Raw genomic sequence first — 11,624 nt, 5'->3', positions numbered from 1 at the left:
AAGCGCATGCCCCGTCCCTTTCTGAGTCTCGACAACCAGAAGGTAGACGGAAAATCCCCGTCTCTCGGGGCATGCGCCTGCGGCATTTCGATTCACCAATAACTTTCCCCGGACAGCCCTGCCCTTGTGGGGAGGGGTTAGGGGTGGGGGTACCTTCATATGCGATTGCCCTGTGTCGAACCACGAGGGCGCTTGACGTCGGCCGGCTTTCAATCCGCCACAAACGGCTGAAGGCAAGTCTTAGATCACCCCTTGTCCGTCTATTCCCACCGCCGACGACGGCAGCAGGCCGCCGGTGACGACGATGGGCGTCTTGTCGGGCACGCGGTCGTAGAGGTCGATGATGTCCTGGTTGATCAGCCGCACGCAGCCGGACGAGACCGACTTGCCGATGGAAAACCATTCCGGCGAGCCGTGCAGGCGGTAGAGCGTGTCCTTGCCGTCCTGGAAGATGTAGAGGGCGCGGGCGCCGAGCGGGTTCTGGATGCCCGGCTGCATGCCGCCCTCCCACTCGTTGGTGCCGGGGATCTGGCGGGCGCGGTACTGCTCGAGCTCGGGCTGGCGGTCGATCATCTCGTTGGGCGGGAACCAGCGCGGCCACTTCTGCTTCCACTCGATGACGCCGCGGCCGGCCCACTCGAAACCTTCGCGGCCGAGGCCGACGCCGTAGCGGATGGCCTGGCCGCCTTCGCGGGTGAGGTAGAGGAAGTGGCTGGAGGTGTCGATGACGACGGTGCCGGGCGGCTCGCCGGTCGGGTTGTCGATGACCTGCCGGTAGTAGCGCGGGTCGATCTGCTCGATCGGCACGGCGGGGATGTCGTAGCCCTCGTCGAACATCGCGGCATAGATGGCGCGGGGGTCGCCGAAGTTCTGTTCGGTGCCGAACGGCGTCAGCGGCGGCAGCGGCCCGCCCTCGGTCGAGGCGACCTCGCGGCTCGGATTGCTCGCGCAGGCGGGGAGGGCGGCGGTCGCCATCACGGCGAGCATGGTGCGGCGGCTGATCTGCATGCGAATCTCATAGCACGGTTCGGCCCGCAACGCGCGATGGGGATGGGGGGTTCCGGGGAGTGTCGATCAGGCCGTCTGGCATCGCGAATGTATACGTGTGCCAAACCAAGGGTGATTCTGGCATCGTTGCCGTTGCGTGACACGCTGAGAGTTTGAATTGGAGTTATGCGTTTTCGCCTAAATTGACGGTTCACAAATATGCGAGAACGCATATTGTGTGACGGTAACGGAGACGGTGGGAATCGAACCCACGGGAGCAAGGTCGGAAATCTAGCGGCCCGTAACCATACCGTCCCCATACGACAGAGACCCGACGACGGTCTCTGAAGGCACCCATAGCGGGTAGCGCCAGCTAGTGGGCCTTGCGGCGAGTCGGCGATCTTACGTGGCTGCAACCACTGGATTGCCGACTCTCGTCGCACTCGCGAATCACATGAAAGGCGACTCGTTTGATTCAGGCAAGGGACCCCTTGGTGAGAAGCCGCAGATTCACAGGGCGTGGGGAAAATGGGCTCACAGCGGGCCCGAAATGAAGCTGAGACCGACGACCGGAAGTTCAATGAGACGCCAAAGCTTATGCTGGACACGCCGCCATTCGAACCTTGCCGCCGTGCGATAAGACCGACGCGCTTACTTTGTCACATATATAGCTAGGAAAAAATTCCTTGACACCGTGACGGTGCTTTGCTAGGGTTTCGCTATCGTCGGAAAAGTGCGGGCGGCGGGGAGTTGGTACGGCGCCGCGCGAGTGGCACTGACCCCCTCTGGCCGCTGCGCGGCCATCTCCCCTCGAGGGGGGAGATACGCGGCGAGACCCTTTTCACAAACACAGGACCGTTTCCATGTCTCGAAGACCGCTGGCGCAACAGCGGGCGCTGCGCGCGCTCGCCGAGGGCGCGAAGGCGACGCTCGACCTGCTGGCCGATGCCAGCGGGCGGTCGCTAAAAATGCTGAGGCGGGATGCCGAGAGCGAGGGCTGGGCTCTGGACCGCGCGCCGCAGGAGGATGTGGCTGCGCGTGTCCGCGCCATCGCCGCCATGCTGCTCGACCATATCGAGGCGATGGGGCGGGCGGCGCTCGAGGAAGGGCGCAAGATCAGTAAGTCGGACGTCGACACGGCGCTGGCGCTGGTGCGCAGCCTGGAGAAGATCGGCGAAGTCATGCGGCCGGAAGAAGCCGCCAAGGAGAACCAGATCAGAGAGGATGAGCAATTGGCCGCCGTACTCGAACGCATGGACGAACGCATTATCGAACTTGCCCGTGAGCTCGCAGCTCAAATGGTTGCGGAGGCATGTGGGCCTGGACGGAGCGTGGCTGGCAAGGAATGAGTGGTGGAGATACGCCTTCCTCGCCCAGTATCCGTTGATGCGCATGCAGCCGCCCATCTGGCTGGTGAGCGGCGGGCGCGGCGCCGGCAAGACGCGGCTGGGCGCCGAATGGGTGAACGGACTGGTGCGCGGTCTTCCACCCTTCACCGCGGCGGGGCAGCGCTACGGCGTGATCGCGCTGGTCGGCGAGACGCTCGGCGACGTGCGCGAGGTGATGATCGACGGGCCGGCCGGCATCGCGCGCACGGCGCGCGGCAACCGCGCCCGCTACGAGCCGAGCCGGCGCCGGATTGTTTGGGACAATGGCGCGGTCGGGCACGTCTTCTCGTCGGAGGACCCGGAAAGCCTGCGCGGACCGCAATTCGAGGCGGCATGGTGTGACGAGCTGGCCAAGTGGACGAACGCCGACGAGACGTTCGATATGCTGCAGTTCGGGCTGAGGCTGGGCATACAACCACGGCAGATGATCACCACGACGCCGCGGCCGGTCAGGCTGGTGAGGAAGCTCATGACCGACCCGTTGGTGACGAGGAGCAAACTCACCACGTCCGGCAACGCCTCCAATCTCGCGCCGGGCTTCGTGGCGGCGGTCAGGGACCGCTACGGCGCCACAAAGCTCGGCCGGCAGGAACTCGACGGCGAGCTGGTCGAGGACCGTGAGGACGGGCTGTGGACGCGCGACCTGATCGAGCGGGCATTCGCGGCCGAGGTGCCGGAATTGCGGCGCATCGTCGTGGCGGTCGACCCGCCGGCGAGCGCCCGGCGCAGCTCGGATGCCTGCGGTATCGTGGCGGCCGGGCTGGACGGCGAGGGCAGGGCTTTCGTGCTGGCCGACGCGACCGTGAAGGCGGCGCGGCCGCAGGACTGGGCGGGCGCGGCGGTGGCGCTGTTCCACCGGCTCGAGGCCGACACGATCGTGGCCGAGGTGAACCAGGGCGGCGACATGGTGAGCGCGGTGATCCGCGCCGCCGATCCGCTCGTGCCGGTGAAGGCGGTCAGGGCGATGCGCGGCAAATGGATCCGCGCCGAGCCGGTGGCGATGCTCTACGAGCAGGAGAAGGTTCGGCATGCCGGCCGCTTCCCGGCGCTGGAGGACGAAATGTGCGACTTCGGCCCCGACGGGCTCTCCGGCGGCCGCTCGCCCGACCGGGTGGATGCGCTGGTCTGGGCGGTGACGGAACTGCTTCCCGGCAGGACCGGGGAGCCGAGGGTGAGGAATTTGAGCGAATAGCGAATAGCGAATAGCGAATAGCGAATAGCGAATAGCGAATAGCGAATAGCGAATAGCGAGGATCGGTTCGGATGGGAACAAGTCAATGAAATAGTTCCCTATTCGCTACTCCCTATTCGCTATTCGCTCCAATCGAGGATCGCCGATGCAATGGAACTGGCCCTGGCGCCGCGGCGCCCGGAACGGAGCGGTCGTGCCCGAACGCAAGGCCGGCTGGTCGGGCGGCTTCGTCGCCCTGCATGTGCAGGCCGAGGCCGGCTGGACGAGGCGGGACTATGCGACGCTGGCGCGCGAGGGATTCATGAGGAACCCGGTCGTGCACCGCTGCGTGCGGCTGGTCGCCGAGACCGCCGCCGCCGTGCCGTGGCTGCTCTACGAGGGCGGGGCGGAGCTGTCGCGGCATCCGCTGGTCACGCTCATGGAGCGGCCCAATCCCAGGCAGGCCGGCGCCAGTTTTCTCGAGGCGCTTTACGGCCATCTGCTGATCTCCGGCAACGCCTATGTCGAGCTGGTCGAGGCGGGCGGCGACCTGCGCGAGCTGCATCTGCTGCGGCCGGACCGGGTCGGCGTCGTCTGCGACGGACAGGGATGGCCGGTGGCGCTGGAGCACCGGACGGAAAAGGCCAAGCGCGTGGTGCCGCTCGGCGGCGCCACGGCCGGCGGGGCGCTGCAAATGTCGCTGTTCCATCCGCTCGACGACGTCCGAGGCTTTCCGCCGCTGGAGGCGGCGCTGATGGCGCTCGACACGCACAATGCGGCCGGGCGTTGGAACAAGGCGCTGCTCGACAATTCCGCGCGGCCCTCCGGCGCTCTGGTCTACGCGCCGAAGGAGGGCGGCAATCTTACCGATGAGCAGTTCGAGCGGCTGAAGGCCGATCTGAGCGAAGAGTATACGGGCGCGGCCAAGGCCGGAAAGCCGCTGCTGCTGGAAGGCGGGCTCGACTGGAAGGCGATGGGCCTGTCGCCCAAGGACATGGACTTCATCGAGGCGAAGCATTCCGCCAGCCGTGACATCGCGCTCGCCTTCGGCGTGCCGCCGATGCTGCTCGGCATTCCCGGCGACAACACCTATGCCAATTACCAGGAGGCCAACCGGGCCTTCTACCGCATGACCGTGCTGCCGCTGGTGGCGCGCACCGTGCGCGAATTCTCCGCCTGGCTGGCGCCGGCCTTCGGCGACGGGCTGCGGGTGGCCTATGACGCCGACCAGGTGGACGGGCTGGCGGCCGAGCGCGAGGCGCTGTGGGCGCGGGTCGGGGCGGCAGGCTTTTTGAGCGACGACGAGAAGCGGGAGGCGGTGGGATACCAGCCGCGAGGAGCGGGATCGTGACGGCGTCAGCGTGCCTTACCCGCCGATTTCTCGATGAAGGTCACGCCGGGCAGACCCTCGAAATGCGAATCGCAGGTCAACAGGTCGGCGTCGTTCTGCAGGGCGGTGGCGTATATGATCGCGTCGGCGGTCGCGAGCTTGTGCCTGCTGCAGAGTTCGGCCGCCAGCAGCGCTATCTTCGTATCGAGCGGCACGACCCGGCACATTTGCGTGAAGGCGATCACCTGATCGGCCTTGTCCTCGCCCACCTCGCGGGTCAGCCATTTCGCCAGCTCGAGCTGGACGATCGTCGGCACCAGCCAATCGTCACGCGCCGGAATCGCGGCTTCCACGGCCTTGCCGGCCGGCGATGCGATCAACCATTCGATCCAGGCCGACGTGTCGACGAGGCGCATCAGAACCTGTCTTTGCGGTCGCGGTAGTCCCTTGCCTTCGCGCCTTTCGCGATGCCGGCGAGTTCCGCCGGTTTCGGCACCGGCACGAGCAGAACGCCGGCTCCCTTTGGGATGAAGGCGAACTCCTGGCCTGCCTGCCACCGGTGGGCCGCACGCACGGCCTTCGGGATTGATATCTGGAATTTGGCCGAGAGCGTGGCGATGTCGGGCATAGTCGTACCTGGCACTGATCGATCGATGTTCCGTAAGAAATAGCATCGATCGACGTTTTTCGAAAGGGCAGTAGGGCAGTAGGGCAGTAGGGCAGTAGGGGGCTCTTTTCCGAGCCGGCTCCGTCTCCGGATTGGAACGCCTGCCGCCCATCTCATCGGAAACCCCCAATGACAGACATCAACGAGGCGGCCTGGCTGTGGGTCGCCAAGGGAGCCGGCGCGGTCGCGGGCTCGGCGATCTCGCTCGCCTACATGCTGCCGGCCGGGCGGCGCGAGGCGGCGGTGCGCTTCGCCGTCGGCCTGGTCTGCGGCCTCGTCTTCGGCGGCACGGCCGGCCTCAAGATCGCCGCCGAGCTCGGCATCGGGCACATGCTCGGCGCCGGCGAGACGGCGCTGATGGGCGCGGCCGCGGCCAGCCTGTCGGCCTGGTGGGGGCTGGGCTTTCTCAAGCGCGCCTTCGGCAACGGCCTGATCGGCCGGATTTTCAGGAACGGGAGCGACAGATGAGCGAAAGACGCAGCGGCGCCTGCGAGCGCAAATATGCCGGCCTGGCGCTGAGCGAGGTCGAGGCCGACGGCGCCTTCTCCGGCTATGCCAGCCTGTTCGGCGCCATCGATCTCGGCAAGGACATGATGATGCGCGGCGCCTTCGCCCGCTCCATCAGCGAGCGCGGCGCGGCCGGCGTGCGCATGCTCTACCAGCACGATCCGGGCGAGCCGATCGGCGTGTGGACGGAACTCAAGGAGGACGCGCGAGGCCTGTTGGTGCGCGGGCGGCTGGCCAGGAATGTCGGCCGCGCCCGCGAGGTGCTGTCGCTGATGCGCGCCGGCGCCCTCGACGGCCTGTCGATCGGCTTTCGCGCGGTGAAGGCGCACAACGACCCGACGACCGGCATCCGGCGCATCGTCGAGGCGGATCTGTGGGAGATCTCGGTCGTCACTTTTCCGATGCTGCCCGGTGCGCGCGTGCAGTCGGTGAAGGGCGGCGGGTTGCCGACCGCCCGCACTTTCGAACGCTGGCTCACGCGCGATGCGGGGCTGACGCATGGCGAGGCCCGCACGGTGATCGCCAAGGGCTACGCCACCCTGTTGGCGGCGCGGGACGCCGCTCCCGGGTCGACCGCCGACCTCGTGAACCGGCTTCGCGAGGCTACACGCATGATGCAACGAGCAAGGACAGTGAGACCATGACTGACATGAAGGGCCTGCACGGGCTGGAAACCAAGTCGGCGCGGGATGCCGACGTCGCCGATGCCTTCGGCGAGTTCATGACCACCTTCGAGGCGTTCAAGGCCTCCAACGAGGAGAAGCTGGCTGACATCAATCGGCGGCTCGGCGCCGACGTCGTGACCACCGACAAGGTGGAGCGCATCTCGACGGCGCTCGACGAGCAGAAACGCCGGCTGGACGATCTCGCGCTGAAGCGCCTGCGCCCGCCGCTGGGCGACGGGGGACGACGGGCCGCACCCTCCGAGCACAAGGCGGCCTTCGATGCCTATCTGCGCCGCGGCGACGAGCGGGCGATGCGCGCACTCGACGTGAAGGCGATGTCGGCCGGCTCGGGTGCCGACGGCGGCTACCTGGTGCCGGAGGAGATCGAGGCGGAGATCGGCAGGCGGCTTTCGCAGATATCGCCGATCCGCGGAATCGCCTCGGTGCGGCAGGTGTCATCGGCGGTGCTGAAGAAACCCTTTTCGATCGGCGGGCCGGCCGTCGGCTGGGTGGCGGAGACCGCGGCGCGGACGCAAACCAATTCGCCGACGCTCGACGAGCTGCAGTTCCCGACGGCGGAGCTCTATGCCATGCCGGCGGCGACGCCGACGCTGCTGGAGGATGCCGTGATCGACCTCGACCAGTGGATCGCGGCCGAGATCGAGATCGCCTTCGCCGAGCAGGAGGGGGCGGCCTTCGTCATCGGCAACGGCACCAACAAGCCCAAAGGCTTTCTCGCCTACGACACTGTGGCGGAGGCGAGCTGGACCTGGGGCGATATCGGCTACATCGCCACCGGCGTCGCCGGCGCTCTGCCGGCGAGCAACCCGTCCGACAAGCTGATCGACCTCGTCTATGCGCTGAAAGCGGGATACCGGCAGAACGCCAACTGGGTGATGAACCGCAAGACGCAGGCGGCGATCCGCAAGCTCAAGGACGCCGACGGCAACTATCTGTGGCAGCCGCCGGCGACGCCGGGCAGCCGCGCCATGCTGATGGGTTTCCCGCTGGTCGAGGCCGAGGACATGCCGGACGCCGGCACCGACACGACGCCGATCGCCTTCGGCGACTTTTCCCGCGGCTATCTGGTGGTCGACCGCACCGGGGTGCGCGTCCTGCGCGATCCGTATTCGGCGAAACCCTACGTGCTGTTCTACACGACCAAGCGCGTCGGCGGCGGCGTGCAGGACTTCGACGCCATCAAGCTGATGAAATACGGCACAACCTAAGCCTGCCGGAAAATCCGCCATGCCGGCCCGCAAATGGCGTTTTGCCTGGCTCCGGTGCCGCGTGCTCGACATACGCTCCGCGCCGGTGCTCGCCGAACACCATTTCGCCGGGCTGGTGAATTTTCCTCCTGGGCAGATCTGGAACTGCCAGAAACGGCACCTAGCCGACGGGCGATCACCTCTCCTTGCGCCTCCGGTCCGCAGGTGCCGTCGCGGCCCCGGTTCCTCCCGCCGGGGCCGCTTCCATTTCTCACAACGAGGTCGTTCCATGGCATTGTTGCGCACCGCCGAGCCGACGGTCGAGCCCGTGACGCTGACCGAAGCCAAGGCGTTCCTGCGGCTTTCAGGAACGGCCGAGGACGGGCTGATCGAGGGCCTGATCCGCGCCGCCCGGGAGGACGTCGAGCGGGCGACAGGCCTGGCGCTGATCGACCAGGCGTGGCGGCTCGCCATCGACTGCATCCCGAAAAGCGATATTGTGCTGCTGATGCGCCATCCCGTGCGCGAGATCATCGCCGTCACCGCCTACGGCACCGAGGGCGAGGCCTCGCTGGTCGGCGCCGGCGACTACCAGGTCGATCTCGTGTCGCGGCCGGCCCGGCTCTTGTTCGTTCATCGCCCGCAGCCGATGCGGGCGATGAACGGGCTGGAGATCGATTTCCGCGCCGGCTTCGGCGAGGCGGGTACCGACGTGCCCGACCTGTTGCGCCGGGCGATCCTGGTGCTGGCGGCGCACTGGTACGAGTTCCGGGCGAGCTACGGCCCCGACGAGCAGCCGGTTTCCTATCCGCCGGCCTATGAGCGGATGATTGCGAGCTACGGCGACCGGAGGATCTGATGCGGGCGACCTTCATCGATCCCGGCGCGCTGAGGCATGAGCTGTCGCTGCAGGCTCCCGCCCCGGCCGGCGACGGCATGGGCGGCCACGTGACCGGATGGCAGGAAGTCGCCACCGTGTTCGGGCAGATCGAGCCGGTTGCGCAGGTGGCGCGCTTCGGTGCCGGCCAGACGCTGGAGGAGCATACGCACCGCGTCACCATCCGCCATCGCGAAGGCGTGGCGAGCGGCATGCGGCTCGTCCGGCAGAACCGCGTCTTCGCGATCGTTATCGTTCAAGACCCCGACGAGAGCGGCCGCTACCTCGTCTGCCGCGTCAGGGAGACCGGCGCATGAACCTTGCCATGAGACTGACGCTCGACGGCTTGATTCGCGCGTTGAGATTGCAGGCGCAAAGGCTTGCGGAAGATGTGGAATTCCCGGATGCTGCAACCTTGGGAGGTGGTGTGTCCGCTGGCGATCGCCCCGAGCGTTCGCGAGCCGCCACGAGGGGCAATGACGATGACATCCGCCGCGGCTGAGCTGCAGAAATCCGTTTTCGCCACGCTGGCCGGCGACGGCGCGCTGTCCGCGTTGCTCGGCGGCGGCAAGGTCTACGACCATGCGCCGGCGCATGTGGCGTTCCCCTACATCACCTTCGGCCGCACCAGCGCCTTCGATTGGAGCACCGGCACCGAAATCGGCACCGAGCACCTGTTCACGCTGCATATCTGGTCGAAGAGCCAGGGCAAGAAGGAGGCGCTGGCGATCATGGAGCGGGCACAGGCGCTGCTCGACGATGCGCCGCTTGCGATGACGGGTTACCACCTGGTCAGCATCCGGCTGGAATTCTCGGAAGTGCGCTTCGACGAGGATATTTCCGTGCATCACGGGCTGCTGCGGTTCCGGGTGCTGATGGAAGAGGCGGCTTAGCCTTCTCTGCTCGAGGGTGCGAAGCGGAGCCGTCCGCAGGCACAGCTGGGCGCCGCGCACTGCCGCAGCGACCCCACCCGGCCGCTTCGCGGCCACCCTCCCCTCGAGGGGGAGGGATTGCGCCGCGCATTTCAACAACCACCAGGACACGAACATGGTCGCACAGAAGGGCAAGGACCTCCTGCTCAAGATCGATTTCGACGGGCTGGGCAATTTCGTCACCGTCGCGGGACTGCGCTCGCGGCGGCTGGCCTTCAACAGCGAGACCGTCGACGTGACCGATGCCGATTCGGCCGGGCGCTGGCGCGAGCTGCTCGCCGGCAGCGGCGTGCAGCGCGCCTCGGCGAGCGGCTCGGGCATCTTCAAGGACGCACAGTCGGACGCGGCCATCCGCTCGCGTTTCTTCTCCGCCGAGATCGTCGACTGGCAGCTCGCCATTCCCGGCTTCGGCCTCGTCGAGGGGCCGTTCCAGATCACCGCGCTCGAATATGCCGGCAGCCATGACGGCGAGGTGACCTTCGAGATCGGGCTGGAATCGGCCGGCGCAATCAGCTTCGCGGCCGCGCCATGAGCGTCAACCGGCGCCGCGGCGAGGTGGCGGCGGACCTCGACGGGCAGAGCTATCGCCTCTGCCTGACGCTCGGCGCGCTGGCGGAGCTGGAAGCGGCCTATGCCGCCGATGATCTCGGCGCTCTGGTCGAGCGCTTCGCCACCGGGCGGCTTTCGGCGCGCGACCTGATCCGCATCGTCGGCGCAGGCCTGCGCGGTGCCGGCAATGCCGTCACCGACGAGGAGGTGGCGACGATGCAGGCGGCCGACGGCGCGGCGGGTTTTGCGCGCATCGTGTCGGAACTGCTTGCCGCCACCTTCGGGACGAAGGAAGCGACGCCGCACCCTTGACGGCCGCAGCGGGCGCGGGCGAGCCTTCGCCTGGGACATTCCCGTGGGACACGGTGATGGCCGTGGGGTTCGGCCTGCTGCGGCTTTCTCCCAAGAATTTCTGGTCGATGACGCCGCGCGAGATGGAGCGGGCGATGAGCCTGTACGGCTACGCGCTGAACGCCGCTCCGGCGCGCCGCGACCTGGCGGCGCTGATGACCCAGTTTCCGGACTGATGCCAGGTCTACCCGACAGCCCGAAATGAACGCAAAAAACGGCGGAAGTGCCGGGGACAGTTTACTTTTTTCGGCCTGCGCGACTTCTGAACCGCTGCGGCCTTTCTGCCGAAAGAAAGTAAACTGTCCCCTGCGGTTCCGCCGGATTGACCTAAGGAGGCCGGCATGGCCGAGACCGTCACCGTCGCGATCGAGGCGGATACCGAGCCGTTCCTGACCGCGCTGGACAATCTGCAAAGGCTGTCGGCGGGCTTCGGCTCGCAGCTCGCGGGCGCCCTGCGCGGGGCGGTGGTGGACGGCAAGGAGCTCGACAGCGTGCTGCGCCGCATCGCGCTGAATCTCGCCGGCATGGCGCTGAACCAGGGGCTGCAGCCGCTGCAGTCGCTGTTCGGGTCGTTGTTCTCGAATATCGGCGGCGGTTTGCTGCCCTTCGCCAAGGGCGGCGTCGTGCCGTTCGCTTCCGGCGGCGTGGTTTCGGCGCCGACCTATTTTCCCGCCGGCGGCCGGCTGGGCCTGATGGGCGAGGCGGGGCCGGAGGCGGTGCTGCCGCTCAGCCGCGGCGCCGACGGCCGGCTGGGGGTCGCGGCGGGCGCCGCCGCACAGCCGGTCAACATCGTCTTCAATGTGACGGCGCAGGACGCCGCCTCGTTCCGCAAGTCGGAGGCGCAGCTCACCGGCATGCTGGCGCGCGCGGTGTCGCGGGGGGCGAGGACGTTTTGAGGCAGTAGGGCAGTAGGGCAGTAGGGCAGTAGGGCAGTAGGGCAGTAGGGCAGTAGGGCAGTAGGGCAGTAGGGCAGTAGGGCAGTAGGGCAGTAG

General features: G+C 67.4%; 17 protein-coding genes. 14 read left to right on the top strand and 3 right to left on the bottom strand.

Going from position 1 to position 11,624, the window contains the following annotated elements; all coding sequences use genetic code 11:
* Window positions 1-240 precede the first annotated feature (240 nt).
* Window positions 241-1,008: a L,D-transpeptidase gene (locus C7I84_RS28925; protein WP_106775674.1), complete on the bottom strand. Its 768-nt coding sequence runs from the start codon at window positions 1,006-1,008 to the stop codon at window positions 241-243.
* An 842-nt stretch (window positions 1,009-1,850) separates the two neighbouring features.
* Here C7I84_RS28925 and C7I84_RS30465 point away from each other — a divergent pair.
* The 3 genes from C7I84_RS30465 (at window position 1,851) to C7I84_RS28910 (ending at window position 4,897) form a co-directional block, all read left to right on the top strand.
* Window positions 1,851-2,336 carry a hypothetical protein gene (locus C7I84_RS30465; protein WP_106775673.1) on the top strand — a complete coding sequence of 162 codons (486 nt, stop codon included), beginning with the start codon at window positions 1,851-1,853 and terminating at the stop codon, window positions 2,334-2,336.
* Window positions 2,337-2,373: 37 nt separating this feature from the next.
* The gene (locus tag C7I84_RS28915) at window positions 2,374-3,567 is read left to right on the top strand and encodes a DNA-packaging protein (protein ID WP_106775672.1); all 1,194 of its coding nucleotides are present in this window, start codon (window positions 2,374-2,376) and stop codon (window positions 3,565-3,567) included.
* Window positions 3,568-3,712: 145 nt separating this feature from the next.
* Window positions 3,713-4,897 carry a phage portal protein gene (locus tag C7I84_RS28910; RefSeq protein ID WP_106775671.1) on the top strand — a complete coding sequence of 395 codons (1,185 nt, stop codon included), beginning with the start codon at window positions 3,713-3,715 and terminating at the stop codon, window positions 4,895-4,897.
* 5 nt (window positions 4,898-4,902) lie between these two features.
* On the opposite strand, the gene C7I84_RS28905 is transcribed toward C7I84_RS28910, so the two are convergent.
* Together C7I84_RS28905 and C7I84_RS28900 are read right to left on the bottom strand one after the other, a co-directional pair.
* Window positions 4,903-5,292 carry a type II toxin-antitoxin system VapC family toxin gene (locus tag C7I84_RS28905; RefSeq protein ID WP_106775670.1) on the bottom strand — a complete coding sequence of 130 codons (390 nt, stop codon included), beginning with the start codon at window positions 5,290-5,292 and terminating at the stop codon, window positions 4,903-4,905.
* Complete coding sequence (locus tag C7I84_RS28900; protein ID WP_106775669.1) at window positions 5,292-5,504, bottom strand: AbrB/MazE/SpoVT family DNA-binding domain-containing protein; 213 nt, start codon at window positions 5,502-5,504, stop codon at window positions 5,292-5,294. The genes C7I84_RS28905 and C7I84_RS28900 overlap by 1 nt, the downstream gene beginning before the upstream one ends.
* A gap of 168 nt (window positions 5,505-5,672) precedes the next feature.
* Between C7I84_RS28900 and C7I84_RS28895 the strand changes: the two genes are divergently transcribed.
* The 11 genes from C7I84_RS28895 to C7I84_RS28845 all read left to right on the top strand — a co-directional run bounded on the left by C7I84_RS28895 (window position 5,673) and on the right by C7I84_RS28845 (window position 11,528).
* Complete coding sequence (locus C7I84_RS28895; protein ID WP_106775668.1) at window positions 5,673-6,011, top strand: DUF6107 family protein; 339 nt, start codon at window positions 5,673-5,675, stop codon at window positions 6,009-6,011.
* Window positions 6,008-6,694 carry an HK97 family phage prohead protease gene (locus C7I84_RS28890; RefSeq protein WP_106775667.1) on the top strand — a complete coding sequence of 229 codons (687 nt, stop codon included), beginning with the start codon at window positions 6,008-6,010 and terminating at the stop codon, window positions 6,692-6,694. Before C7I84_RS28895 ends, C7I84_RS28890 begins: the two co-directional genes overlap by 4 nt.
* Before the next feature lie 5 nt (window positions 6,695-6,699).
* Window positions 6,700-7,944 carry a phage major capsid protein gene (locus C7I84_RS28885; protein ID WP_425351421.1) on the top strand — a complete coding sequence of 415 codons (1,245 nt, stop codon included), beginning with the start codon at window positions 6,700-6,702 and terminating at the stop codon, window positions 7,942-7,944.
* Window positions 7,945-8,212: 268 nt separating this feature from the next.
* A complete protein-coding gene (locus tag C7I84_RS28880; protein WP_106775665.1) occupies window positions 8,213-8,782 on the top strand; it encodes a head-tail connector protein in 570 nt (189 codons plus the stop codon).
* A complete protein-coding gene (locus C7I84_RS28875) occupies window positions 8,782-9,117 on the top strand; it encodes a phage head closure protein (protein ID WP_106775664.1) in 336 nt (111 codons plus the stop codon). The genes C7I84_RS28880 and C7I84_RS28875 overlap by 1 nt, the downstream gene beginning before the upstream one ends.
* Window positions 9,114-9,302, top strand: a complete 189-nt coding sequence (locus C7I84_RS28870) for a hypothetical protein (RefSeq protein WP_106775663.1) — start codon at window positions 9,114-9,116, stop codon at window positions 9,300-9,302. Before C7I84_RS28875 ends, C7I84_RS28870 begins: the two co-directional genes overlap by 4 nt.
* A complete protein-coding gene (locus tag C7I84_RS28865) occupies window positions 9,277-9,693 on the top strand; it encodes a DUF3168 domain-containing protein (RefSeq protein ID WP_245428659.1) in 417 nt (138 codons plus the stop codon). The genes C7I84_RS28870 and C7I84_RS28865 overlap by 26 nt, the downstream gene beginning before the upstream one ends.
* 154 nt (window positions 9,694-9,847) lie before the next feature.
* Window positions 9,848-10,264, top strand: a complete 417-nt coding sequence (locus tag C7I84_RS28860; protein WP_106775661.1) for a phage major tail protein, TP901-1 family — start codon at window positions 9,848-9,850, stop codon at window positions 10,262-10,264.
* Window positions 10,261-10,593 carry a gene transfer agent family protein gene (locus C7I84_RS28855; RefSeq protein ID WP_106775660.1) on the top strand — a complete coding sequence of 111 codons (333 nt, stop codon included), beginning with the start codon at window positions 10,261-10,263 and terminating at the stop codon, window positions 10,591-10,593. Before C7I84_RS28860 ends, C7I84_RS28855 begins: the two co-directional genes overlap by 4 nt.
* Window positions 10,590-10,808: a rcc01693 family protein gene (locus C7I84_RS28850; protein ID WP_280954240.1), complete on the top strand. Its 219-nt coding sequence runs from the start codon at window positions 10,590-10,592 to the stop codon at window positions 10,806-10,808. Before C7I84_RS28855 ends, C7I84_RS28850 begins: the two co-directional genes overlap by 4 nt.
* Window positions 10,809-10,973: 165 nt before the next feature.
* On the top strand, window positions 10,974-11,528 hold the full coding sequence (locus C7I84_RS28845) for a phage tail tape measure protein (RefSeq protein WP_106775658.1): 555 nt from the start codon (window positions 10,974-10,976) through the stop codon (window positions 11,526-11,528).
* The last annotated feature ends 96 nt before the right edge of the window (window positions 11,529-11,624 follow it).

It is taken from the genome of Kumtagia ephedrae (genome assembly GCF_003012745.1).
GTDB classification, from domain to species: domain Bacteria; phylum Pseudomonadota; class Alphaproteobacteria; order Rhizobiales; family Rhizobiaceae; genus Kumtagia; species Kumtagia ephedrae.
This window is presented reverse-complemented; position numbering and strand designations above follow the sequence as displayed.

Coding starts and splice junctions, on each gene's coding strand:
- C7I84_RS28925 (WP_106775674.1), bottom strand. CDS start 1,008: ATGCAGATCAGCCGCCGCACCATGCTCGCCGTGATGGCGACCGCCGCC.
- C7I84_RS30465 (WP_106775673.1), top strand. CDS start 1,851: ATGTCTCGAAGACCGCTGGCGCAACAGCGGGCGCTGCGCGCGCTCGCC.
- C7I84_RS28845 (WP_106775658.1), top strand. CDS start 10,974: ATGGCCGAGACCGTCACCGTCGCGATCGAGGCGGATACCGAGCCGTTC.
- C7I84_RS28900 (WP_106775669.1), bottom strand. CDS start 5,504: ATGCCCGACATCGCCACGCTCTCGGCCAAATTCCAGATATCAATCCCG.
- C7I84_RS28885 (WP_425351421.1), top strand. CDS start 6,700: ATGAAGGGCCTGCACGGGCTGGAAACCAAGTCGGCGCGGGATGCCGAC.
- C7I84_RS28890 (WP_106775667.1), top strand. CDS start 6,008: ATGAGCGAAAGACGCAGCGGCGCCTGCGAGCGCAAATATGCCGGCCTG.
- C7I84_RS28910 (WP_106775671.1), top strand. CDS start 3,713: ATGCAATGGAACTGGCCCTGGCGCCGCGGCGCCCGGAACGGAGCGGTC.
- C7I84_RS28905 (WP_106775670.1), bottom strand. CDS start 5,292: ATGCGCCTCGTCGACACGTCGGCCTGGATCGAATGGTTGATCGCATCG.
- C7I84_RS28915 (WP_106775672.1), top strand. CDS start 2,374: ATGCGCATGCAGCCGCCCATCTGGCTGGTGAGCGGCGGGCGCGGCGCC.
- C7I84_RS28875 (WP_106775664.1), top strand. CDS start 8,782: ATGCGGGCGACCTTCATCGATCCCGGCGCGCTGAGGCATGAGCTGTCG.
- C7I84_RS28855 (WP_106775660.1), top strand. CDS start 10,261: ATGAGCGTCAACCGGCGCCGCGGCGAGGTGGCGGCGGACCTCGACGGG.
- C7I84_RS28865 (WP_245428659.1), top strand. CDS start 9,277: ATGACGATGACATCCGCCGCGGCTGAGCTGCAGAAATCCGTTTTCGCC.
- C7I84_RS28870 (WP_106775663.1), top strand. CDS start 9,114: ATGAACCTTGCCATGAGACTGACGCTCGACGGCTTGATTCGCGCGTTG.
- C7I84_RS28895 (WP_106775668.1), top strand. CDS start 5,673: ATGACAGACATCAACGAGGCGGCCTGGCTGTGGGTCGCCAAGGGAGCC.
- C7I84_RS28880 (WP_106775665.1), top strand. CDS start 8,213: ATGGCATTGTTGCGCACCGCCGAGCCGACGGTCGAGCCCGTGACGCTG.
- C7I84_RS28860 (WP_106775661.1), top strand. CDS start 9,848: ATGGTCGCACAGAAGGGCAAGGACCTCCTGCTCAAGATCGATTTCGAC.